At 70.2% G+C, this 23583-nt stretch carries 14 protein-coding genes; 8 read left to right on the top strand and 6 right to left on the bottom strand.

Annotated features, from left to right (window positions below; genetic code table 11):
• Positions 1–229 precede the first annotated feature (229 nt).
• Positions 230–604, top strand: a complete 375-nt coding sequence (locus G3I78_RS34550) for a helix-turn-helix domain-containing protein (protein WP_164432025.1) — start codon at positions 230–232, stop codon at positions 602–604.
• A gap of 105 nt (positions 605–709) precedes the next feature.
• Here G3I78_RS34550 and G3I78_RS34545 read toward each other — a convergent pair whose 3' ends face one another.
• The gene (locus tag G3I78_RS34545; RefSeq protein WP_164432023.1) at positions 710–1765 is read right to left on the bottom strand and encodes an aldo/keto reductase; all 1056 of its coding nucleotides are present in this window, start codon (positions 1763–1765) and stop codon (positions 710–712) included.
• A 252-nt stretch (positions 1766–2017) separates the two neighbouring features.
• Between G3I78_RS34545 and G3I78_RS34540 the strand changes: the two genes are divergently transcribed.
• A complete protein-coding gene (locus G3I78_RS34540) occupies positions 2018–2629 on the top strand; it encodes a TetR/AcrR family transcriptional regulator (RefSeq protein WP_164432021.1) in 612 nt (203 codons plus the stop codon).
• A gap of 678 nt (positions 2630–3307) precedes the next feature.
• Here the strand turns inward: G3I78_RS34540 and G3I78_RS34535 are convergent.
• Positions 3308–6499 carry an SMC family ATPase gene (locus G3I78_RS34535; protein WP_164432019.1) on the bottom strand — a complete coding sequence of 1064 codons (3192 nt, stop codon included), beginning with the start codon at positions 6497–6499 and terminating at the stop codon, positions 3308–3310.
• Complete coding sequence (locus tag G3I78_RS34530; protein ID WP_164432016.1) at positions 6496–7779, bottom strand: exonuclease SbcCD subunit D; 1284 nt, start codon at positions 7777–7779, stop codon at positions 6496–6498. Before G3I78_RS34530 ends, G3I78_RS34535 begins: the two co-directional genes overlap by 4 nt.
• A 132-nt stretch (positions 7780–7911) precedes the next feature.
• Between G3I78_RS34530 and G3I78_RS34525 the strand changes: the two genes are divergently transcribed.
• From G3I78_RS34525 to G3I78_RS51325, 6 genes are all read left to right on the top strand, one after another.
• Positions 7912–8757, top strand: a complete 846-nt coding sequence (locus G3I78_RS34525) for a hypothetical protein (RefSeq protein WP_164432014.1) — start codon at positions 7912–7914, stop codon at positions 8755–8757.
• Positions 8758–8798: 41 nt separating this feature from the next.
• Positions 8799–9947 carry a hypothetical protein gene (locus tag G3I78_RS34520; RefSeq protein ID WP_164432012.1) on the top strand — a complete coding sequence of 383 codons (1149 nt, stop codon included), beginning with the start codon at positions 8799–8801 and terminating at the stop codon, positions 9945–9947.
• Entirely contained in the window at positions 9944–11416 is a 1473-nt protein-coding gene (locus tag G3I78_RS34515; RefSeq protein ID WP_164432010.1) for a hypothetical protein, read from the top strand. The genes G3I78_RS34520 and G3I78_RS34515 overlap by 4 nt, the downstream gene beginning before the upstream one ends.
• Positions 11413–12747, top strand: a complete 1335-nt coding sequence (locus G3I78_RS34510) for an AAA domain-containing protein (RefSeq protein ID WP_164432008.1) — start codon at positions 11413–11415, stop codon at positions 12745–12747. Before G3I78_RS34515 ends, G3I78_RS34510 begins: the two co-directional genes overlap by 4 nt.
• Before the next feature lie 16 nt (positions 12748–12763).
• Entirely contained in the window at positions 12764–15022 is a 2259-nt protein-coding gene (locus G3I78_RS34505) for a DEAD/DEAH box helicase (RefSeq protein WP_164432006.1), read from the top strand.
• A 162-nt stretch (positions 15023–15184) separates the two neighbouring features.
• On the top strand, positions 15185–15883 hold the full coding sequence (locus tag G3I78_RS51325) for a restriction endonuclease (RefSeq protein ID WP_239158234.1): 699 nt from the start codon (positions 15185–15187) through the stop codon (positions 15881–15883).
• Positions 15884–16040: 157 nt separating this feature from the next.
• On the opposite strand, the gene G3I78_RS34495 is transcribed toward G3I78_RS51325, so the two are convergent.
• The 3 genes from G3I78_RS34495 to G3I78_RS53295 are packed head-to-tail and all read right to left on the bottom strand — an operon-like array spanning position 16041 to position 23082.
• A complete protein-coding gene (locus G3I78_RS34495; protein WP_164432004.1) occupies positions 16041–18665 on the bottom strand; it encodes an RNaseH domain-containing protein in 2625 nt (874 codons plus the stop codon).
• Positions 18659–21928: a hypothetical protein gene (locus G3I78_RS34490; RefSeq protein ID WP_164432002.1), complete on the bottom strand. Its 3270-nt coding sequence runs from the start codon at positions 21926–21928 to the stop codon at positions 18659–18661. Before G3I78_RS34490 ends, G3I78_RS34495 begins: the two co-directional genes overlap by 7 nt.
• Positions 21925–23082 (bottom strand): hypothetical protein, encoded by a 1158-nt coding sequence (locus G3I78_RS53295; protein WP_164432000.1) that lies wholly within the window; start codon positions 23080–23082, stop codon positions 21925–21927. Before G3I78_RS53295 ends, G3I78_RS34490 begins: the two co-directional genes overlap by 4 nt.
• Positions 23083–23583: the final 501 nt, after the last annotated feature.

Genomic DNA, 23583 nt, shown 5'->3' with positions numbered 1-23583 from the left:
GATGGACGGATACGGGTGTCACGGCCGAGTACTGACACGCCATCACCTGCGACTGGCGACACCTCGGGGGCGGCGGCTGAATGAACCGCTCAGCTCACCCCGGCAGGCGGTGGCCGGAACGTCCACGCACTGCGCGTCAGCGCATCCGAGGCCGAGGCGAGCGCGATGCCGCATTTTTGATCAGCGTCGGCGCTGCCCCTGACGCGAAGACCGTGGCGAGGGGAAGCCCATGAACAGAGCTGACGGCTCGTACGAGCGACGCGAGGTCGGCGAGAGCCCCCGGGTGGACGCGATGACGACACGCGTCTTCGACCTGCTGGGCAAACGCTGGAACGGTCTGCTCATCACCGTCCTCCTCGCCGGTCCGGCGCACTTCAGCGAGTTGCACCGTGCTGTTCCCGGTATCAGCGGCCGCATACTCTCCGACCGGCTGACCCACCTGGCGGCAGAAGGCCTCGTCGTACGCGAGGTGAGGGAAGGGCCGCCGCTGCGTGTGCAATACCGCTTGACGGAGACCGGAGTGGCGATCCGCCCGGCGCTGAAGGAGCTGCGTGACTGGGCACTGGCCCACCTCGGCGAACCCGCCGAGAGCGCTACCCCCTGACCATGCGAGGTACCGAAGCCAGGCAATCACCGCTGTCCCGGACCATACGTATGGTCCGGGACAGCGGTGACTGCCGATGGAGCAGTCTGTGACGGGGGCCGCGGCTCAGGCCACGGGCACGGCGGGCTGGGTGACGCGGGAGGAGTCGCCGCCCTGGAGGGCGTTGCGGGCGCCGGCGCTCGCTTCGTGGGGCACCCCGAGGGGGATCGCGCTGACGTCGGACAGGCGCGCGAACTGCTTCGGGGCGAGCTGGACGTCCAGGGCGCCCAGGTAGTCGTCGAGCTGGGTGAGGTTGCGCGGGCCGATGATCGGCACGAATGAGGTAGACGCCTGGGCGGCACGCTCACGGAGCCAGGCGACCGAGACCTGGGCGGGCGTCGCGCCGCTCTCCTCGGCGATGGCCAGGACGGCATCGACGACGGCGGTCTTCTGGTCGGTGCTCTCGGTGTGCACGAGCGTCTTGAAATCGCTCAGCCGCCCCTCGTTGCTGCGCCGGTACTTGCCGGTGAGCAGTCCGCCGCCGAGCGGGGACCACAGGGCGGCGCCGAGCCCCAGACTCTCGGCCATCGGCAGCAGCTCGCGGTCGGGGGTCCTCTCGACGAGGCTGTACTCGATCTGGATGCCCGCCACCGGTGCCCAGTTCTTCAGGTCTGCGAGGGTGGCGGCGCGGGAGACGCGCCAGGCGGGGAAGTTGGACAGGGCGGCGTGGAGGATCTTGCCGGAGCTGACCAGGTCGTCCAGTCCCCGCAGGATCTCCTCCATGGGGGTGAGGTCGTCGGGGAAGTGGACCCAGAACAGGTCGATGTAGTCGGTGCCGAGGCGCTTCAGGCTCGCCTCCAGCGAAGCGACCATGTTCTTGCGGCTGTTGCCCGTCCTGGAGATGCCGGGCTGCGGGCCGGCTCCGTTGGTGAACTTGGTGGCCAGGACGAAGTGCTCCCGGTCGGCCGCTATGAACTCGCCCACCAGTTCTTCCGACTCGCCGAACTGGTACGCGTCCGCAGTGTCGAGAAACGTCCCGCCGGCCTCGGCGAACCTGTCGAACATCCGGCGCGCCTCGTCCGGCTCCGCACCGGCGCCCCAGCCGGTGCCGAAGTTCCCCGTGCCGAGCGCGTACTCGGAAACACGCAGTCCGGTCCGTCGTCCGAAGGTCGTGTACCGCATCAGGTCTCCTTGGTGCTGATTCCGCATCGATGGCGGGGGCGGGCTGTGGCGGGGTCAGGCGCCGGTCCGGAGGCGGGCTCGGCAAGGCGTGAAGCGGGGCGCCTGGCGTGCACTGAACGGGTGCGGTGCCGACGAACCGCCCATCCGCGTGCACCGCGATCCGGATGTGGTTAAGTAAGAAGGTCAGTCTACTTAAGGCTCCACCGTAGCCGCCCCGGCGGACTATGTAAAACGATCAGTATCCTTAAGGATGTGACCGAATCTCACCCCGTACGCCGGCGCCGTGGACGTGGCGCCCGCGAGCGCATCCTCAAGGCGGCGACCCAGCTGTTCACCGCACAGGGGATCAATGCGACCGGGATGGACCAGCTGTCGACCGTCGCCGAAGTGTCGAAACGCACCCTCTACACGCACTTCCCCAGCAAGGACGAGCTCGTCGGGGCATACCTGCAGTCCCTGGTGGACAGTTTCCTGCCCATCCCCCCGTCACCCACCCGGCCGACCCCGAGCCCGCGTGAGCAGCTCCTCGCCGTCTTCGACTGGGAGCTGCCGGAAACCGCCGCCCCGTTCCGGGGATGCCCGTTCCTGAACGTCAGCGTCGAAGTGCCGGACCCCGGGCATTCCGCCCATCAGCTGGCCGCGGAGTTCAAGAGGGAGTTCGCCCGCCGCCTCACGGACCTCGCACGGCAGGCCGGGGCGCCAGACCCGGAAACCCTCGGTGAGCAACTGGCCCTGCTCTTCGACGGCGCGGCCGCCCGCGGCACCGCTCTCAACAGCCGTCACACCGGCGCGTGCGCGCGATCCATCGCAGAGTCGTTGGTCGATGCCGCCCTCGCCGACGCCGGCCCGGCATCGCTGGGATGAGGTCGGCAACCTCTCGCGCGATGCCGTCATCATCCGTGCAGCCGGCGCCTCGAAGTCGCTGACAGGGAAGGCGCATGGCCTCGAAACGCCTGGCTGCGTCAGTGACAACTGGCTTCAGTAGGTCGGCGACTTCATTGTCAGTAAAGTCGCGGATTCTGGAACCAGATCGTGCCCCTTCCGGTGGGTGTAGCCGATCAACTGGTCGACTAGTTCGTGGTGTTGGGGAGTGCGGGAGCGCTTTCGGGGAGGGGAAGAGCTTGTCCATGCTGCCTTCGGGGAGACAGCGGTGGGGGAGGGTGACCCGTTCGTGTGCATCTCGCGGAGCACGGCGGCCGTCAGCCGTTCCAAGGCGGGTGTAGGTTCCACGACTACGTGCGCACTGGTTCCTGCGGAAACGTCGGAATCCGCGCCCGATGCTCACTGCTCGGGTCGGCTTGTCGCCAACAATCACGGCCACCGCGGTGGTGGGTGGCGACGACGGCGCGTAGACGGCCGCCGGGCTACTCGGTTCCTGGGCTGCCAGCTTGTGACCGTTGTGGGAGCTGCTCCCGCCCTTCCTCCGCCCCGCAAATCCCCACAACATTCCTGAGTTTCCCCCCAGCAACCGGAAGAGGAGGCGCGGCCGGTGTCCGCCTGAAATGGCTCGCGCGGACACCGGCCCTCTGTTTCCCGGGTGGGTCAGGTGAGGTCTGCCAGGTTGTGGAAGTCGCTGCGTACGAGGGCGTGATGCTCTTGGGGGGTGAGCCAGCGGGCGGTGGACCCCGATACGTCCTTCTCCACCCACAGGACGTCGTTGACGCTCTCCGCGACGGGGCGGAGGTGGCTGATCACGGCCAGGAGCCTGTCGTTGCCGACGTGGGTGCGCAGCACGGACAGGGCGCTGTCGAGTGCTCCGGCATCCAGGGTGGCGAACCCTTCGTCGAGGAAGAGGCTCTCCAGCCGGGCGTTGGTGCGACTGTGCAGCTCGACCAGGGCCAGCGACAGGGCGAGCGAGGCCTGGAAGGTCTCCCCGCCCGAGAGGGTCCGGGGACTGCGGGCGGTGTTGTTGTCGAGATCGGCGATGCCGAAGTCGTCACTGAAGCCGAACCGGCCTGCTGACAGGTCCCTGAGCAACCGGCTTCCCAGAATGAACAGGGAACGGGTCCGCTGCTCGGTCAGATGAGTGGGGAAAAGGGAGTCGCTCAGCTGCTCGTACAGTCCGGCCCAGGCGGACCGCTCCTGCTTGCCGGCCGTGATCGCTGCCTGGAGCTTGAGAGCGTGGGGGATCTGGGACAGCGCCTCGTTGCGGTCCGCTGCTGTCTGCGCGGCCTCCGCCTGCAGAGCCCCCTCATATTGGTGGAAGGGGGTCATGGCATCGGGATCGAACAGCAGATCCGTGGCGGCTGCCGGAAGTGCCGGCGCCTGAGGGGTGAGGGGGGCGAGGGCCTGGAATGCGGAAGTGGCCTTGGACGCGAGTGCGTTGATGGTTTCCTGGGTGCCCCGGAGCAGGGCGTCGAGGGCTTCGCGAAGCGCCGAGCAGGCCGTGTCGAGGGTGGTGGCGTAGGCCGCGACGTCATGCGGGTTGTCCCACGCGCCAGGGGTGTCCGGCAGGCTGGCCGCGTTGTCCTGGAGCAGCCGCATCGCTGTGGTGGCGGCGTCGGCGCGCAGTTCGAGCGTGGTCTGCTGCCGGTGTAGCGGTTCGGCGACGCGTCGGAGGTGTTCGCCGGCCAGGTCCTGCTTCTGTTCGGCCAGTTGCTGGAGGTCCGTGAGGGCCTGAGCGTGGTCGCGCTCGACCTCGCCGAGGCGGCCGAGATGGGCGGTCACCGCCGATGTGCAGGCGGCGATGGCTTCCAGGGACGGCAGCGCATCCGCGTCCGTGACACTGACCTGCACCGGGCGCGGCAGCGCCGCCAGCCGGGCGAGGAACTGTCGGCGTGCCTCATCGAGGCGCTGCTGTGCCCGCTGTACCTTCGTGCGGCCGGCTTCCAGGGCCTTGCGACGCTCGGCGGTCACCGACTGCTCGGCCTGGACCTCGCCCGCGGCCGACCGGGCGGTCTCGTCGGCGGCCGCGGCCAGGCGCTGTGCCTCCTCGATGCGCAGCCGGGCGTCCGGCAGCAGGGTGTCCAGCAGGGCCAGGCGTTCGGCGGCGCTCGGCGGCTTCTGGGCGAGGAGCCCCTCTACGGCGGTGTTGACCGCGGCGAGCAGGTGCGCGGCGAAGGATTCCGGGGCGGTGTGGCCGGTCAGGGCCGCCACGCTCCGGGCCTGCTGCTGTACGGGGGAGAGCTGGTCGGCCAGGCGGGCGCGGGCGGCTTCGGCCTTCTCGCGGTGCGCCTGTTCGTCCTGTTCGGCCTTGCGGATGTCGGCCTGGATCTCCTGCAGGGCGGCCAGGGCCTCGGTGGAGGCCTTGGAGGCTACCGTCTTGGCCTTCTTGGCCTGCCGCATGGCCTTGGGATCCTGCGGTTCGGGAGCGGTGTAGGCGGGATCGAGGGTGTGGGTGCAGACCGGGCACGCATCACCTGGGGCCAGTCCCATTCCCGCGGTGTAGGCGGCGTCACCGCGCTGGAGGTCCTCCACCGCCTGGGAGGCCTGCTCCAGCAGGCCGCGCCGCTGCCCGGCGACGGCTGCGGCGTCGGTTTCCGCGGCGGAGAGTTCCTCCTGCCGCTCCCGGGCGGCGGCCTGCCCGGTGATGTGCTCGGCAACGGCTGCGCCTTCCTCGAGCAGGACACGCACGACGCCCGTCAGTTGTTCCAGCGCTGCCTCGGCCCCGTCCGACTGCGCCCGGGCCTTGTCGGCACTCTCCTTGAGCCCGTCAAGCCCGGCCGCCTGTTCCGCGAGGCGTTCCTCGTCCTGTTTGACGGACTGTTCGTCCGTCTCAAGGCGGTCGAGGTCCTGCCGCACGTCCTGCTGCTGCTCGCCGAGGCTGTTCAGCAGCCCCGGGGCGCTCTCGAGCACTTCCGCCGCCGCGGACAGCGCGGCGACGGTCAGGCCGGTGTCGCGGTCCGCGTCCAGCGTTGTCTGCAGCCGGTCACGCCGCCGCGTGGCTTCCTCCTGCGCGCGCTCGGTTTCCTCCAGCTGTTCCCGCAGGAGACGGTCGTCCGTGACGAGCACGGCGAGCGGTGCGTGGACGTCGGCGGTGGTGCGCTCGGCCAGGGCGGCCGCCGCGCGGGCGGTCTCCGTGCTGTGCTGCTGCAGGCCGTCGGCCTGGTGCCGCAGCTGGCGCAGCGTGTCCAGGTGTCCGGACAGGCCGGCTGCGGTCTTTTCGATCTCGGCCTGACGGATGCCCAGACGGTGGGCGTCACCTTCCGGATCCTTGTGCAGATCGCCCCGGGCCTCGGCCGCCTTGAGCAGCAGGTCGTCCAGCCGCGTCCGCTGGTCGGCGGCGCGCTGGCGCAGTCGCTGGAGTTCGTCGATGCCGAGCAGGGACCTCAACAGCTTGGTGCGGTCGGTGCCGCTGGAGTTGAGGAGGGTGTCGAACTTGCCCTGGGGCAGCACGACGGCGCTCTGGAAGCTCCCGAAGTCCAGGTTCAGCAGTTGCTCGATGCGCGCGTTGACCTTTGTGGCGCCGTTAACCGTCGTGCCCTCGGTGCTCAGGCTCACCTGGGCGGTGCTGCTCTTTTTGTGAAAGATGCGGGTGACGCGCCAGGGCGTCCCGTCGACAGCGAAGGTGAAGTCGACCGACATCTTCTCGCAGCCGTCGGCGATCAGCTGTGATCCGTGCGCGCCCCAGGACGTCCTGCCGTAGAGGGCGTAGAGGATCACCTCCAGCAGCGTCGACTTGCCCGCGCCGGTGTCGCCGAGGATGCCGACCAGGTTTTTGTCGGTGAACTCCAGGGGCCCGCAGGTGTCGGTGTAGCTGCGGACTCCGGACAGGGTGATGCTGAGCGGCCTCATGCTGTCTCCGATCCGGTGCTGCTGGGCGTCCAGGGGTGTCCGAGGGCTTCCTGCAGCCCGAGTTCGGCCGGGCAGGGCGGCGGCTCGTCGCCGTCGGGATGGTGCAGCAGGGAGGCGAAGGCGGCCAGGACTTCGTCGGCGACCCGGCCCGGTGTGCCGTGTTCGGTGAGGTAGGCGCGGAAGGATTCCGTGATTTCCGGTTCCTCTTCCGGCAGGTTGCTGATGTCCAGCGGGGTGATTCGGGTCTCGGCGCAGTCTTCGGTCAGGTAGACGACGTCGGCGTCGGGTACCGCGGTGGCGACCTTCTGAGAGAGCTGCGGGATCAGGGTCTGGCTGGTGATGGTCACATCCAGGAAGGTGTTGCTGAACTCCTCTGCTTTGGAGGCGAGTTCTTCCAGCGTGCCTTTGAACTTCTTCAGGCGCCGCCCGGCCGTGAGCTGTTGGGGGTCGATGCGGGTGGGGCGCTGCGGGTCGGCCTCGACCAGGACGACGCTCTTGGCGTCGTCGCATTCGCCGAAGTCGAATTGCAGGGGACTGCCGGCGTAGCGGGCGGTGGCCCTGCTGGAGGTGAGGGCCTGCGGCTTGTGGATGTGGCCGAGCGCGCAGTAGTCGACGCGCGGCAGATCGCCCGGCGAGGTGGCGTAGGCGTCGTTGACGTCGAGGTGGCGCTCGCTACCGGACAGCAGCGCACCGCTGAGATAGAGGTGGGTGGCGAAGACGAGGACGTCGTGCTGCGGGGAATACCCCTCCCGCAGCTGCGCGATGAGTTCTTCCTGCAGGCCGCGCAGGCCCTGGGCGTACGCGCCGTGTGTGGTGCCGAGTCCCGGGAACAGATGCATGAACCGGTTGGGGTGGATGAAGGGCAGAGCCGCCAGCCGGATGCGCTGGCTCTGGTCGCGGGTGGGGAAGTCGAGGACCCGGCCGCCGCCGGAGCCGTCCGCCGCGGTGTGCACGAAGGTGACCGTGTGCGCACCGGGCTCGGCGGTGTTTTGGAAGACATGGTCGAGCACGTCGAACCAGTGCGGCGAGTCGTGGTTGCCGCCGACGACCACAACGGGGGCGACCGACCGTAACGCACTGAGGGACGTCATGGCCCGCATGAGGTCACCGGGGGAGAGGCTGTAACGGTCGAAGAGATCCCCGCTGTGCACGATCAGATCGGGCTGGGACCGACGGGCGATCTCGGTGATCTCGGCGAGGACTGCGTCGAACTCGCTGTCCCGGGAACGGCGTTGCAGCCTCTTTCCCAGATGCCAGTCGGAGGTGTGCAGAAGCTTCATGAGGGTTGGACGTCTCCAGGCAGGGGGAACCAACACCCGCTGTCATCAGGGCAGTTGGTAGAGTGACAGGCACTCTACACGGATATCTCAGGGAAACTTCGGGAAACTTGGGAACCTGCTAGGGTGCTCCGCATGCAGGAGCCTCTGGACGCCCTCGAAAAGCACATGCAGCAGCTGCAGCAGGCCATGCGGCAAGCCCAAATGCAGCGCGACCAGGCCCTGCTGGATCACCTGCGCGCCGAACTGCGCCGGGCCCAGCGCTCCTACGACGCCCTCTTCGACGCAGAGGGCGACGCAGCGCCCGGCGCGGAAGAACCCGCCGCCGGGCGCACCCCGCCGCGGGCCGCCCGGATGCCGGCACGCGAGCAGGTCCACCAGATCCTCACCCTGCTCACCGTGCCCGCGGCACCCAAACTGATCAGTCAGGTCCACGACGCCCTCTTCGCGGGATCGCTGCCCACCACCCGCCTGGCCACCCTGCGCCGCGACGAGGAACGCTCCTACCGCTCCGCGCCCGGGGCACGCCCCTACTACCTGTGTCCCGCCCTGACCTCGGATCACCTCTCGCCCGCCAGGGCCCTGTTCACCATCAGCGTCTGGCCGCTGGAAGACCGCATCGTGGGACCACTCAGCGCCCGCGTCCACTTCCTGACCGGCGCGATGAAATTCGTCGAAGCCGTCGAACGCCTCACCCCCGACCCCGAGACGATGACCCTCGGCACACGCCAGCTCCTGCACCGCTACGCCGTCCACATCCCCCACGCCCTGGCCGCAGACCACCCCCAAGGCCCCGACACGGTCCCCGACCGGGAGCTGCTGCACGACGCTGCCCAGCAGGAACTGGCCATCCACGCCGACGACGACAGCGCCGACCGGCGCGAGGCGGCAGAGCGCGCCCGCACGCAACTCGACGAGGCGGGCCGCCTGTTCGGCGCCGCCCCCACCGAGACGGCCCGGCGCCTGCGCTCCGTCACCTGACCATCCTCCCGTTTACTGCCGTTGCCCCTGCAAGGAACCCCGTGAGCTCGTTAAGCACCAGACTCGACGCCCTGCGCGGCCCCGTACCCGCCACACCGCACAACGCGCGCAGCCTCGCCGCCCTGACCGCCAACCCCGGGTGCCGGCGTCGCCTGCTCCTGGACGCCGCCGGCATCGACAAGGACGCCCTCGCCGTCCACCTCGGCCACCCGCTGCCGCCCGCCAAGTCCCCCCGCGCCATGACCCGCGGCGCCCAGTTCGAGGCCCAGGTCAAGGAAGAGGGAGGCGCCGAACTGCTGAGCCTGCTGCGCGACGTGCTCGACCTGCCGCTGGCCGAAGCCGCCCACACCGACCTGTCCGTCGTGGGCACCCACGACAAGTCCCTGCCTCTGCGCCACGACCGCACCCGCCGCCTCGTCCTCGAGGCGGCCCGCGGCGACGGCAGGAAACGGACGATGCTCGACCACCCGGTGCTCAGGCTGACTGTCGCCGGCCATCCCGTCTTCCTCGAACCCGACCTCGTCGCCTTCCAGTCCCAAGGCGTCTTCCACGTCGTGGAGATCAAATCCTTCGCCGTGATCGACGGCAAGGCACCCGGCGACAAAATCGCCGGCGCCGTCCTGCAGGGCGCCGCCTACATCATCGCCCTGCAAAACCTCCTGACCTACGCCGGACTCGGCCCCGGCCACGTGTCCACCACCCTGCTGCTCATCACCCCCCACAACTTCTCCCGCCGCCCCGTGGCCTCCACCATCGACGCGCGCCAGCACATCAAGTCCCTGCGCCGCCAGCTGAACCGCCTGGAGCGCGTCGAGGACCTCCTCGCCCAGCTCCCGGACGGCACCACGTTCGACCTCGCCTACGACGGCACGAATCCCCGCACCCGCACGGCCACCCGGGACCGTGACGACCTGACCAAGGCCGTGAACACCACCGAGGCCCGCTACCGCTCCACCTGCCGCCTCCACTGCCAGCTGACCTACTTCTGCCGGGCCCAGGCACGCGAAGGCCAGCTGGTCGACGTCCTGGGCAGCTCCGCCCGCGAGGACTTGGGGAGCGTCGAGACGATCACCACCGCCCTGGGCCTGGCCGAGGGCCAGCTTGCTGCGGCCCCCGACCAGGAAGACCTCGCCGCGGCCCTGCGGCACGCCGAACACATCCGCACCGAGCTGTTCGGAGGCGCAGCATGAGCCTGCTGACCACCCTCCAGCAGCTACGGGCCGCCGAGACCCAGTACGCCCAGCCGCTCAGCCGCCTGCGCTACCTGCACGTCGCCGACCAGCCACTGGTGTTCCTGCCGCTGAACCGGCCGGGGGAGACCGCCCGCCCTCTCGCCGTCATGGCGGGCAGCGACCCCCGCCACCCGCACCTCTTCCTGGCGCCCCCCGGCGGCGACGACCTGTTCCTCGCCGCCCTCGCCGAGCACCTGCACGCCTACATCCGTGGCTTCCAGAAGGACACGCGCATCAGGCCGGCCAAGGACGACCGGCCCGAGCGCCGCGACTACCTTGACGCCCCGCAGCTGGTGGTCACCGGTACCGCCGCGGTGGACTACCTGAAAATCCTCGGGCGCCGCCTGCGCTACCGGCCCATCCCCGCCGGCACCGACCCCGCCACCAGCGTGGCCCACCTCGGCCGCTGGCTCACATTCTTCGCCGAACACGCCGAGTACGCCTCCTCCTCCCTCCTGCTGAACCTCACCCGCCTGCTGAGCACACACTGGGCCACCGGGCAGAGCCCGCTGGAAGATGCCCGTCTGGCCCCCCTCATGGCCTGGATCTTCCCGCCCGCCGGCCAGACCGGCCTTGAGGCGGCGCTGGCGGCCGAAAACCCCCTCGCGCATCCGCCCGACGGCCCCACCATCGACCCCTCCTTCGAGACCGCCCGGCTCACCAGCCTGTTCGCCGGCCTCAAGTCCGCCCGCGGTGCGCGCCGGCACCAGCACGTCGAACGCCTTCGGCAAGCCGTGGACGACTATCTGACACCCACCTGGAATCTCGCCTGGCAGGCGGTGTCCACCTTGCGCGGCATGTCTCCCATCCCCAGCACCACGGCCCGCTGGGGCACCGACATCCGCCAATTCACGTACCACAGCGACCGCCTCGACGCCGGCGCCCCGCCCCAGCCCAAACAGGACAACGCCGTCGCCGCGGCCATCGTCCTGGCCGAACTGGAACACGCAGCTGCCGCCCTCGGCTCCCACCGCGCGCTGGAAGACTCCTTCGTCATGGCGGAACGGCGCACCACGGGCGAAGCCTTCAGCGGCCTGGTCACCCATACCGAGCCCGACCGCATCATCGAGGCGCAAGGCCCCAGAGAACGAGACAAGCTGCGGCCCCGGTTCACCATCCACACCACCGACCCGGTCCGGCTGGAGGCCAACCGCCGCCTCGCTGGCCCCCACGATCCGGCAGTCCACATGAGCGTCTGCGACATCACCTACACCCCCGACGGCACCGACATCGTCCTGGAAGTCATCACCCGCACGGGCACCGTGGCCAAGCCCAACCGCCGCTCGGTCCCGGCTGTCGGCACCACCCTGCTGCTCACCACCGCACCCGAGCATTTCCCCCGGCCCCAGTTCCCCGCCTGGGACCAGATCCCCTGGACCCACGCAGGCCCCGACGCCGCCGTGGCCGGACAGGAGCAGCCGGCATGACCGAGACATCCGCCGCCGACCTCTCCCGCCAGGCCGTCGACCACGTCCTCGCCGCCCTGACCGCCACCTCTCACCGAGGTGTCGTGGTCGACTCGCCGCCGGGCGCCGGCAAGACCACCCTGGTCGTCGACGCGGCCCAGAACCTGGTCCGTCCGCGCCACCCCTGCATGATCGTCGCCCAGACCAACGCCCAGGTCGACGACCTCGCCACCCGCCTCGCCCGGCGCGCGCCCAAGCTGAACGTGGCCCGCCTGAGCGGCCAGTCCTACCGGGTGTCCGCCCGGCTGCACGACTGGCTGCACGTCCTACCGAACCTGACCATCACCACCGACGCCTCCCGCGCCGCGTCCGCCGACGTGGTGGTGGCGACCGCGAGCAAGTGGGCCACCGTCCAGGGCTGGCACCGGGAATGGGCCATCGTGGACGAGGCCTACCAGATGCGCTCCGACGCCCTTCTGAAGATCGCCCACCTCTCCGACCGGTCTCTCTTCGTCGGCGACCCCGGCCAGCTCGACCCCTTCTCCACCATCCCCACCGAGCGCTGGATGGGCCTGCCGCACGACCCGATGGCCAGCGCCGTGGCGGTGCTGCTGAAGAAGAACCCCGACCTGCCCGTCCTGAGCCTGCCCGTCTCCTGGCGCCTGCCCGCCTCCGCCGCCGCCCTGATCTCCGACGCCTTCTACCTCACCCCCTTCCGCGCCGGCACCGACGCCGGCACCCGCCGGCTCACCTTCGCCGTCGCGGGTGTGCGCGGCGGCGCCGTCGACCAGACCGTGGAGCTCGCCGCCCGCACCGGCTGGGCCCTGCACGAACTGCCCGCCCGCCACACCGGCCGCATCGACTCCCAGGCAGCCCACGCAGCGATCGGCATCGCGCAGCGCCTGCTGGCCCGCGAGGCCACCGCCTACTGCGAAGACCACCCCGCCGGACTGCGTCTTGAACCTAGGCACATCGCCATCGGCACCGCCCACCGCGACCAGGCCGGATACCTCCAGCAACTCCTGCGCGCCGACCCCCGCCTGGACGGGATCGACGTCGACACCGCCAACCGTCTCCAGGGACGCGAGTACGCCGTCACCATCGTGCTGCACCCGCTGTCCGGACGCCGCGACACCTCAAGTTTCCACCTCGAAGCCGGCCGCCTGTGCGTACTGACCTCACGCCACCGGCATGCCTGCATCGTCGTCGCCCGCGCCGGCATCGACCACCTCCTGGACGACCACCCCACCAACGAACCCGTCCACCTCGGCGTCGACGCCAAATTCCCCGACGGCTGGGAAGCCCACCAGCACGTCCTCAACCACCTCACCGGCCACCGCATCCGCGCCTGACCGACGGCGGGAGACCATGCCCACCCCACCCCTTGTCCTGCGGCCCCATCAGAAGGAAGCCGTCGGCGCAGCCGTCCGCACCCTCACCCAGCACCCCCGCGCGAGCGTGATCGCGGCCTGCGGCACCGGAAAGACACTGATCGCGGCCCGCACCGCCGCCCGCATCGCCCCGCGTGGACGCATCCTGGTGCTGCTGCCGACCCTGGACCTGCTGTCCCAGACGATCCGGTCCTGGCGCCTGGCCGGCCGCAAGGGCACCGCCGTCGCCGTGTGCTCCCAACGCCAGGCCCTCGACCACGAGCCCTTCGGCAGCGACATCCCCCTCACTACCGACCCCGCCGAACTGGCCGCCCTGGTCGGGCAGTCCAGCCCCGACCCGGTCACCGTCTACGCCACCTACGCCTCCCTGCCCGCCGTCATCGCCGCCCACCGCGACCACCGCCTGCCCACCTGGGACCTGGTGGTCGTCGACGAAGCCCACCGCACCGCGGGCCGCCTGGGCAAGGCCTGGGCCGCCGTCCACCACGACGACCAGATGCCCGCCGCCCGCCGCCTCTACCTGACCGCCACCCCCCGCATCTGGGATCCCGACGACGCCCCAGAGGGCGACGGAGCGCAGGCAGCGGCCTCCATGGATGACGAAACCCTCTTCGGCCCCGTCGCCTACCACCTCAACCTCTCCGACGCCATCGATCTCGGCCTGCTCGCCGACTACCAGATCCTCGTCCCCGTCGTCACCGACGGAGACCTGCGCGACTGGCTCGCCACCGGAGCCGGCGCGGGTGTCGACGGCCTGCACCTGGCCGGCCGCCAGGCCGCCGCCCTGCGCGCCATCCACGACCACAAACTGCGCCGCATCCTGACCTTCCACCACCGTGTCGCCGATGCCCGCGCCTTCGCCACCACCCTGCCGGAGACGGCCGCCGCCCTCCCCGAACACCTGCGCCCCCAGAACCTGTGGGCGGACTGGGTCAGCGGCAGCCACACCCCGCAGACCCGCCGCCGCCTCCTGCTCGAATTCACCTCCCACACCACCCCCGACACGCCAGCTGTTCTGTCCAACGCACGCGTGCTGGGGGAGGGCATCGACGTGCCCGACATCGACGCGGTGGTCTTCGTCGACCCCAAGAACAGCCCCGTCGACACCGTCCAGGCCGTCGGCCGCGCCCTGCGCCAGCACCCCGGCGCCGGCAAAAAGGCCACCCTCGTCGTCCCCGTCTACCTCACCCCCGACGAAGACCCCGACGACCTCCTCGGCGCCGACGCCTACACCCCGCTGTGGCGCACCATCCAGGCCCTGCGCGCCCACGACGACCGCCTCGACGCCCGCCTGTCCGACCCGCGCACCCACCGCCCCACCACCACCCCCGAAGACCCCGAAGCCTGGCTGCGTTTCGACCACCCCACCCAGGCCGACGAAATCGCCCTCGCCCTCTCCCTACGCGTCCTGGCACCCAAGAGCGCCGAATGGCGCCGCGGCCTCGCCGCAGCCCGCCGCTTCCGCCACACCCACCACCACCTCGACGTCCCGCAGACCTATGAAGACCCCACCGGCTACCCCCTGGGACGCTGGCTGACCTGGCAACGCCATCTGCACACCAAGAGCACGCTCGACGCCGTACGCGTGCAGGCCCTCGAACGCCTCGGCATCATCTGGGACCCCCGCCAGCAGGCGTTCGACCGTGCACTGGCCCACGCCGCCGCCTACGCCGCCCGCCACCACCACCTCGCCGTCCCCGTCGACGAGGTCCACGACGGTTTCCCCCTCGGCCGCTGGCTGGCCACCCAGCGCAAGCGCGCCGAGACCCTCTCCGACCAGCGCGCCACCGCCCTCACCGCCCTGGACCGGTGGTGGAACCCGCCCTGGCCGATCACCTGGCAGCGGTCCTACCACGCAGCTCGCCAGAGCCTGACAGACAACGACACAGCCTCCCAGGCACAGGCCTGGCTCGAAGCCCAGCGCGCGCGCTTGAACCGCCTGCAGCCTGAACAAAGAGGCCTGCTCAAGGAGTTGGGACTTCTCGAACTGCCCGATGCGCCCGCCGAACCGGCGATGGAGAACCACCTGCCGGCGCGTGAGCGCGCCTTCCAGCGCGGGCTGGCCGCCGCCCGGACGTTCCGCGAGCGGGAAGGCCATCTCGATGTCCCCCAGCGGCATATCGAGGAAGTGGAAGGACAACAGGTGCGCCTGGGACAGTGGCTGAGCAACCTGCGACGACGCCGTTCCAGCCTCACCCCGCAGCGCCAAGCCGCCCTGGCTGAACTCGGCCTGTGAGCAGGCGAGGGCGATCTTATCGAAAACGGGCTGACGGCTGGAGCCGGGCAGGGCCGAGAGGTTCAAGCCAATGGCCTGACTGCGCCCTGGCGGAGCCGCGCGGCACGCCCACACTGCACAACAGGGAGGAATCCATCCCGGCCGGTGCAAGAGGGGGCAGAAATGGCGGCCAAACGCAAGGGTAGGGCGATGCGCAGACGACGCACCGTCCGGAACAAAGCAGCAGCAGGAGCGCTTGCCGCGCTGGTCCTGCTGGGTCTGCTGCGGCCGATGCTGTTGCTGTACCTCGGCGCCCTGCTTGCCACTGCGGGAATCGGCTGGATGGTGTGGCGGCTCTGGCGCACCGACCGGCTGCTGCGAAGCAGGGATACCGCCTGGAAACGACAGGAGGAAATCGCAGCAGGACAGCGGACGCTGGCTGCCATCGACGTGATGTCCGGCACCGAGTTCGAGGAAGTGGTCGCCGAGTTATGCCGCCGTGACGGCTGCACGCAGGTACGCCGAGTGGGCGGAGCCGGGGACAACGGAGCCGACGTGCTCGGCCAGCTGCCTGATGGCCGAACCATGGTGGTCCAGTGCAAGCGGTACGCACCCCACCGGACGATCGCCAGTCGCGAAGTGCGCGATCTGCTGGGCGCCAAGGTGCATTTCGCTGCGGACGTGGCCATCTTCGTCGCCACCACACGCTTCAGCCCCCAGGCCGAGGCGTTCGCGGTCAAGCACCACATCCTCACCCTGCACCGTGACTTCTTCGGGCTATGGAACAACGGGACACCGTTGCGGTCCCTGGCCGAAGTCAACGGACACGGACAGGGAGAAGCCCGCCACCGAGCACGCTGGAAACGGACGTACTCCAAGTAACCAGCTACACACCGCCAGTTGGGCGGACTGCTGGGCTCGTGACGGGAGCGGCACAATGCCCGTCCCGCCAAGGGCCGGTGGGGCACGGAAGCAGCCAACGGCTCATCAGCTGCGCTGGCACCGATTCTGGAAGCCACCGCGCCCGCCGGCACCGCATCTATTCGCTCAGCCCTTCCTGGTCGACGAAGCCGGGATGTTTTTCATCAGCGCTCTTGGCGAGGTGCAAGGGTGCGGGCAGGTTGGTCCGTCCGTCCCACATGGCGGCCTGCTCTGAGGTCCGTGCGGCAAGGCCTGCCAGCTGCTCCTCGCGCCAGCCGCCGGGATGGGCGATGACGTATTCGGTGCGGGTCATGGCGTGGAACGGGGCGCTCATCTGGGCGAGTTGCCCGCCTGGCAGGGTGCGGCGTGTGTACTGGGTGCCGGTGCGCTGGCCGCCGGCGTGCTGGCGGGACTGTCCGGAAAACAGCCAGGACACCACGTCCCCGTGGTCGTGACGGTAGAGGATTTTCTCCGGCATGACGGGCTGTAGCGGGTTGGCCGGCAGCTTGCCCACGCCGCCGGTGCGCCGGGACGGCTGGGGCGTGCCTTGCCCGTTGCCGACCCGCACGACCGCCACATCCCACCCTTGGGCGATGAGGCTCTGCCCGGGCACATGGCCGTCCCCGAGCCGGTCGTTGCACAGCCCAGGCCAGATCCGCTCCCGCTCCTCGGCGAACACGATGATCGGAAACTGGTTCCTGAGCGCGGCCAGCGCCCCGTCCACATAGGTGCGCACGTTGTCCGGGCCCTCGTGGTCATCCCGCAGGTGATGCCCTCTTTTGCCGATGGCCCCGGCATGGTGCAGGGCCCGGGCCTGGGCCAGGGGGAGCCAGCCCCGGTCGCTGTACATGAGGGTGGGCCAGTAGGCGTCCTCGCCGAGCGGGATCCGCATGGCGACCAGCGTGATGGCCAGCACGGCCGGTTTACGGGGGCGGCCTGGACGCTCGGTGAAGCGGTGGGAGCGGGTCCACAGCCCCACCGCGACGGCCTCCCGGTCAAGGGCGGTATCCCGCGCGTTGCGGTGGAAGGCGGTGGCGGCCAGCCGGTTGTCGATGATCCCGGAGTCGGAGTGCAGGCTGCCGAGGCCGATCTGCACCGCGTGGTCGTCCTTGTAGGCGACGTCCGGCTCCGGCAGGCCCGCGTTGCGGGCCTTGGACCGCGCGACCTTCTCGGGCGTGTTCAGCCGGTAGGGATCGCCCGGATCGGAGTCCATGGTGATGAACTGCGAGGGGATGCCGCGCTCGGCGAAAAGCCCTTTGAGGGCGTGCTTGGCGTCCGTCACCCCCGTCTCCTTCTCCTGCTCGGTCAAGTAGCGCGTCTCGCACAGGGCGGTGACCAGCGACCGCCCGGCACCGGGCTTGAACCAGGGCAGAGTGTTCAGGATCAGGCCACGGTCGTGGCTGCCGTGGCGCACCAGTTCCGGCAGCCGCACCGTCACGAGCTCGTACCCGGGGGCCAGGACCACAGGCTGCTCGTCGGGCAGTTCGGCGAGTTCGGGCCGCGCGTAGTCGCGGGCCAGCTGCCCCATCACCCGCGTGCGCCACTCGGCCGACTCATACAGCACGACGGTGCGCACCGTATCGAGGCGGGCGGCGGCCATGGCGTCGGCCATCTTGCCAGCCGGCACGTAGGGCGGCAGGCTCCCGCCCGGCTTGGTGATCTTGATGGGGGTCCCGGTGTAGACGACGGGCTCCTGGCCGAGGACGTGTGCGGCGTGTTCCTCGAGCCGGGCGTGGAACATTGCTCCGGCGCCCTTGTCGATCGGGTGCTTGCCCGTGCGGTGCACCCCGCGCACCTCCCCGAGTTCGTCCAGCCCCGTCAGGGGCGGCTGGGGCAGCCGGCCGACGCCGCAGGCCTCGACGATCTGTGCCGTTGCCCCGCGGTAGGAGACGTCCTTGGGCTGCATGAATCCGTCCGGGCCCTTCTCCCACCGGGTGGTGATCGGGGCCTTGAGGATGATGTCCGGGTTGACGGGATGGCGCAGCAGGACGTTGCGGATGCCCTTGTAGTGGGTGGCGACGCGCGAGATCCGCGCCGACAGATGCGCCACGAGACTCTTCCCGCCCGGGGCGGGCTCGACCTCGATGTGGATGCGTTCCATGGCGTAGCCGGCGATGCGCCGGCGCTTGCCGCTCTCCTCGTCGATCCACGTCCGCTCGTGGACCAGCGGGGCCTGCCACGCCAGCAGGTCGCCCTCACTGTCGAGGTGGAACCGCAGCGCGGGCAGGGTCTCGTTGAGCGGGAGAGGCTGGGCGGCCAGCATGCTCGCCAGCCGCCACCCGGCCACCCGAAACGCCCAGCGGGGACCGGTGATCCGCTCCTTGGTGTCGCGGTGCAGCAGCGAACTGAGCGGCTGGGGCCCGTCGTCGGACAACTGCAGCAGGGCGGCGAGGGTGTCACGGCCGTCATGCCCCTCCAGCCGCGTCTCCCACTCCCGCATCAGGGTGCGCACCACGGCCTCGTCCAGCGGTCCGGGCGTGACGATCACGCTCCGCCCGGCCCACCGCCCGGTCCTGGCAGGCCGGTCAGGGTTGGTGAACACCAGCCGCTCCCCGGTCACGGCGCGCGCCGCCGTCTGCAGGGACGCGATCGGCTGCACGGCGTCCTTGCCCCGCGGCTTCGGCAGCCGCCGCCAGGCCGACGCGAACGCCTCGTCCTGCGGATAGACGTGCACGGTGCCCAGCAGCCGGTCGTCCAGCGGGAAGGACAGGGTGAACAGGCGGCTGCGGTCGTCACTCACCATTCGCCCAACTCCTCATCCTCGATCTCGTTCGCGTATCCGGTGGGGGAGTGCTCCGCCAGCCCCAGCAGGGCGTCGGTCATCGTGGTGCGGTAGACGGCGTCGATCAGCGGCATGTGGTCCTCGTCCTGCCATTTCCCGCGCAGCTGCCCAAGGAGGGCGGGCAGGGTGGAGTCGGCGGCGGTGTGGGTGAAGGCGGCGTCCAGCAGCCGCAGCCGCCCCGGGTCGCCGCCGCGGCGGGTGCGGCCGCCCAGCTGGATCAGCCGGGTCAGGATCTCCGCGACGACGGCGAGTTTGACGTCCTTGCCCAAGGTCTTGAAGTAGCCCTGGCCGCTGCGGATGTCGTCGAAGATCTGGCCCGCCGCGATCCGCAGCCGCTCCAGCTCCCCGGCGGGATTCGGGCCGTACCGCCGCCGGCGGTAGGCGAGGGAGTTGACCAGGGACAGCAGCACCGGGGGGTCTTCCATCACCGGCACGGGCCGGTTGACCAGGCACGCCACATGCAGCAGGGACCGCCCGTCACGGTCGACGATGTTCAGGCCGCGCTCGACCCGGGCCATGGGGGCGATCAGGTACCGGCACCGGCCGTGGCCCACGGCGTGGGGGAACTGCTCGAGCCGGTTGCTGGGGATGGGCACCCAGCCGGGCGGCATCCGCTCCAGCGAGGCCATCTCCTGCGGCCGCACTGCCACGCAGATCTCGGATGCCGCGACCCCTGCGTCGATCATGCCGCGGGCGAGCGCCGGGCCGGCGTTGTAGGCGGTCGGCGCGAGCAGCGCATACGCGCGGTGTGCGGTGGCCGGATCGGCGGCCACCGTGTCGAGCTGCGCGGGAAGGTCCTTGCCGACGCTGCGCCCCATGGCCGTGTAGGCGCGGTGCCGGCCCGCTCCCTCGGTGCCGGACACCACGATGCCCGCCCCGTCGTCCTGGCCGGCCTGCAGCTCGACGGTGAGGCTTCCGTTGACGTCGTCCGGCACGTACCAGGCCGGCTCCGGCAGGAGGTGATGACGCGGCGCGTACGGCATGAACGCCGTTGCGGACATCCCGATCACCGCCCGGCGGGTGCCGGTATGGGCGAGCGCGGTCACCTCGCCCAGGTAGGCCAGGTGGGTGTGCGGATCCCCGACATAGGACTTCAGCCGCAGCGCCGTCTGGTGCCGGTCGGCCGGGTCGAACGTCTCGGAGAACGCGAACAGCGCACGCCCCAAGGGGCCGTAGGGAGCGGCCCGCCACGGCACGTGCGAGGCCAGCGCGTCCACCAGGCTGTTGCCGGCGGAGATCCCCGCCCCCTGCAGCGGCGCCGCGACCCCGACGATGCGGTGCAGGATGCTGGCCATCTCCTCCAGATACGCCCGCCGGGCCGCCAGCAGCGCCAGCGAGGAAACCCGCTTGTCGCCGCTCTCACCGGTGATCCCCGCGAAGGCTTCCGCGATGCGCTGCAAGGTGGCGTGGGTGAGCCGGTCCTGCCCGCCCGCCAGGTCCGTGACCGAGGACAGCAACTCCCGCAGCTCGGCCAGCCCCTCGATCTCATCGGCGAACTCCAGCGGCCCCTCCCGCTTGTAGAGCTGGTTGACCGCCTGCATCTGCTGAGCGGTGGGCCGTTCACCCGCCTCCAGGTGGAAGATCCGGGAGGCGAACATGGCGTCCCAGCGCCGCGGGACGACCATGTTGCGCCGTTCCCGGTCGGGCTGGATGACACCGCCGACAAGGTGGGACACGTAGGACTCGGCCAGCCACATCAGGTGGCTGATCAGCGGCCGCAGGTGCTGTTCGAGGCTCATCGGCAGCCGGTGGCAGTGGCGCCGGAACTGGCTGTCGAGATCGCGTACCGGGGTGTGCTCCGCACCGTCCTGGGCCAGCAGTACCTGTCGGGCCGCCCGGTCGAAGGCCTGCGCCTGCAGTGCATCGGCCTCGTCGATGATCACCAGATGGCTGCGGTGCAGCAGGAGCTGCTCGGTGGTCATGCGCCGTCCCGGGGCGGGCCGGCCCGCTACCGGCGCGTGGATGTGCCCGGTGAGGAAGTTCGCATGGTTGGTGACGAGGATGTCCGCCGTCGCCGCGGCCCGGTGGTGGCGGAACTTCCCGCAGCCGCCGCGCCACGGGCAGGCCAAAACCTTGTCCGCTTTGGCCCCGTTGGGCTTGAGCTGGTCGCACGGCTCCTGGCCCGGAGTCCAGGCATCCACCGCTTCGGAGGAGGTGGTGGCGTGCCCGGTCAGGGGGCAGCTGTAGGACATCTCCCGGTACACCCAGGTCCTGAAGTCCGCGTCGTCCTGAGGGTTGCCGGCTGTCTGCTCGGCCAGCTCCATCATGGAGGCGGGGGAGACGACCGGCGTGACCTGTGCGGAAATGTCCAGGGCGGCCAGGTCCTGCTCCAGCCGGTACACCGTGGCCAGGACCTGCGCGCTCTGCGGAACGACCAGCGAGATCACCCGGCCCTGCTGGGCGCACCACACCGCGACGAGTTCACTCAGGACGTTCTTGCCCATGCCGGTGGGGGCGTGGAAGACCCGCAGCGGCCCGGCCTCCACGCGCAGGCACTCGCCCACGCCGGTGCCGTCGCGGCCGCGGGCGTGCTCCCTGATGTCCGCGACCGCCTTGCGCCGGTAGTCCTGCCCGCGCAGCGCATCGAGCCGGCCCGCGATCTCGTCCAGGTCGGCGAAGGGGATCTCCACCTTGTCCGCGACCGCGGCCTCGCCCAGCTCCTGCACCACGCTGGGAGCAGGGGCCCCTTGGTAGTCGAGGTCGTAGAAGACGTCCACCACCCGGCCCGACGGGCTGAGCGGATCCCGAATCCGCAGGTCGCTGACGTAGGAGCCGGGCGGCGCAGGCTTGGGCTGAGACTGCCCCTTGGCCGCGTTGTCCTCGAGCTCGTCCAGCAAGGCATCGATGAGGGCTCCCGCGTCGCCCGCGGGCAGGATCAGCACCTGCTCCGCCCCGTCGCCCGGGGCGAACTCGACCGCCTCACCGCCCTCCAGGACCGCCGCTGTCTCCGTGACAAACACCGTGTGGGAGGCCAGCACCGCCGGCCGTTGCCGCAGCATCCGCGTGATCCGCACCTGATCGGGCAGAGCCAGCGCAGGCCAGCCGTCCCACAGATGCATCTGCCCCGTGGCCAGGAAGTGCGCATCAGCAAGATCCACCACACGCCGCCACGCCGCCTGCTCCTGCGGCGCCCGGTTGGGGAACACCCGCGCGGCCAGCAGGACCGCCGCCCGCACCGTCAGCGGCACGCTGACGGAGTACCTCGCGTTCTTCGGCGACGTCATGCCCCCACCCCCTTCAGCCGCTTCGTCACGGCCGCCTTGAAACGGCTGACCGTGAACACGCTGTAGCGCTGCCCGTCAGCAGTCCGCAGCGCGTCGAGCCCGGACTGCAGCTGATTCACCTGGCTGCGCCGGTAGTTGGGGACGACCACCGTCTCCCCGGCAGGCGGCCGATCGATGATCGTCTGCGCGTCCTGGTGGTCCTTGACGTCCACCCGCCAGGAACGCCCGTCCGCCAGGTAGACGCCGATATCCCACTCATCCAGGTTCTCCCAGCGCTCGACCCGCACCCCCTCCTGCTTCTCCAGCCACTGCATCAGGCCTACCTCACTCAGCCCGGGACAGGTGATGTACCGCCACACCCCCCAGTCCAGGCACAACACGCCCTCCGCTGGCTCCGCAGCCGTCACCAACCGCCCCCGCCCACCCGTCAATTCGGGCGGCCCACCCCGCTTGCCGCTGCCCGCGACCAGACCGAACCGGCTCTGATGCGGCGGATACTCACACCGCAACTGCCCACCCCGCAGCACCATCGGATACCGGCACTGCGGACACGGCCACAACCACGACGACGCCCCCACCCACACCCGGTCCGAGGGAACAGGCCGATACACGTCCATCCGCGCCGCACCGCGCCGCGAGTACTCCTCGACCAACGCCCGCTCCGTGCCGTACGGCACCTCGGTCAGCATCGTCCGCGCCGCCACATAGCCGGCCTGCCCGCCGGAGCGGATATGCCGAAAAGCAGCCCGCTCCGTCTGCTCAGCCGTCTGCCGAACCCACGCCGGAAGCCACGTCCCACCGAGATCGAAGTACCCGTCGTCCCCGTACAGGGCCTCCAGATAATTCATCCCCGCCTCGAAGGCCTCCTCCGTCAGCTCACCGTTGTCCGTCAGGACAACCAAATCCCCCATCACCGAAGGCAGTTCGTCCCAGGCCAAAGGCACCCACTCCCGCAGGCACACCGGCAGCAAGTCGATCATCTCGGCAGGCGTCGAAGGACCGGCCCCCACCGGCAGACTCGACAAAAGCACCCCATGCATACGCGACAGCTCCCGCCACGCACGAGGCTCCTCAACCCGGTTGATCCACGCCGCACCAGCCCGCAGAGCAGCGGTAATGATCCTCCGAGCAGCAACATGTTGACTAACAGGCACAACTCATCACCCCTCTACGCCCCACCAGTGGTATTCGGGGCCATTCCAGACGGGCCAACAACTCCGGGAACATACACGCCGGGTCTGACAACGCACCCGAAAACCAACGAAGATGAGCCCCGCGACAGCGGGGCACCACAAGAACATGCCGTCAGGCATGCCGCAGGGCCACCAGGCCCCGCCTCACACGGTTCTGCCGGCCCGTCAGGGCCGAGGCCCCCGGCATACCAAGGGGGGAGGGCAACCGGATAACTGTCTAACAAACCCTTACGACATCACGGCGCCGCAGGCGCCGACACCCACCCAACCCCTGCCCGCCAGGGCAGGGAACCCCAACCCACCCCCCAACCCCTGCCCGCCAGGGCAGGGAACCCCAACCCACCCCGAACCCCACTGTCATGCCGCCAGGCATGACACCTTCAGACACAAGACAGCGGGGCCGCCAGGCCCCGCATCCTCTGTTCCTGTTGGCCCGTCAGGGCCAACCCACCCAACACACAG

Origin of the sequence: Streptomyces sp. SID13726, assembly GCF_010548375.1 — a bacterium.
Taxonomy (GTDB): Bacteria; Actinomycetota; Actinomycetes; order Streptomycetales; family Streptomycetaceae; genus Streptomyces.
The sequence above is the reverse complement of the archived record's forward strand: the minus strand, read 5'-3'. Positions and strand labels throughout refer to the sequence as shown.

Coding starts and splice junctions, on each gene's coding strand:
- G3I78_RS34490 (WP_164432002.1), bottom strand. CDS start 21,928: ATGACGTCGCCGAAGAACGCGAGGTACTCCGTCAGCGTGCCGCTGACG.
- G3I78_RS34525 (WP_164432014.1), top strand. CDS start 7,912: ATGCAGGAGCCTCTGGACGCCCTCGAAAAGCACATGCAGCAGCTGCAG.
- G3I78_RS34515 (WP_164432010.1), top strand. CDS start 9,944: ATGAGCCTGCTGACCACCCTCCAGCAGCTACGGGCCGCCGAGACCCAG.
- G3I78_RS34495 (WP_164432004.1), bottom strand. CDS start 18,665: ATGGTGAGTGACGACCGCAGCCGCCTGTTCACCCTGTCCTTCCCGCTG.
- G3I78_RS34505 (WP_164432006.1), top strand. CDS start 12,764: ATGCCCACCCCACCCCTTGTCCTGCGGCCCCATCAGAAGGAAGCCGTC.
- G3I78_RS34535 (WP_164432019.1), bottom strand. CDS start 6,499: ATGAGGCCGCTCAGCATCACCCTGTCCGGAGTCCGCAGCTACACCGAC.
- G3I78_RS34545 (WP_164432023.1), bottom strand. CDS start 1,765: ATGCGGTACACGACCTTCGGACGACGGACCGGACTGCGTGTTTCCGAG.
- G3I78_RS34530 (WP_164432016.1), bottom strand. CDS start 7,779: ATGAAGCTTCTGCACACCTCCGACTGGCATCTGGGAAAGAGGCTGCAA.
- G3I78_RS34550 (WP_164432025.1), top strand. CDS start 230: ATGAACAGAGCTGACGGCTCGTACGAGCGACGCGAGGTCGGCGAGAGC.
- G3I78_RS51325 (WP_239158234.1), top strand. CDS start 15,185: ATGGCGGCCAAACGCAAGGGTAGGGCGATGCGCAGACGACGCACCGTC.
- G3I78_RS34510 (WP_164432008.1), top strand. CDS start 11,413: ATGACCGAGACATCCGCCGCCGACCTCTCCCGCCAGGCCGTCGACCAC.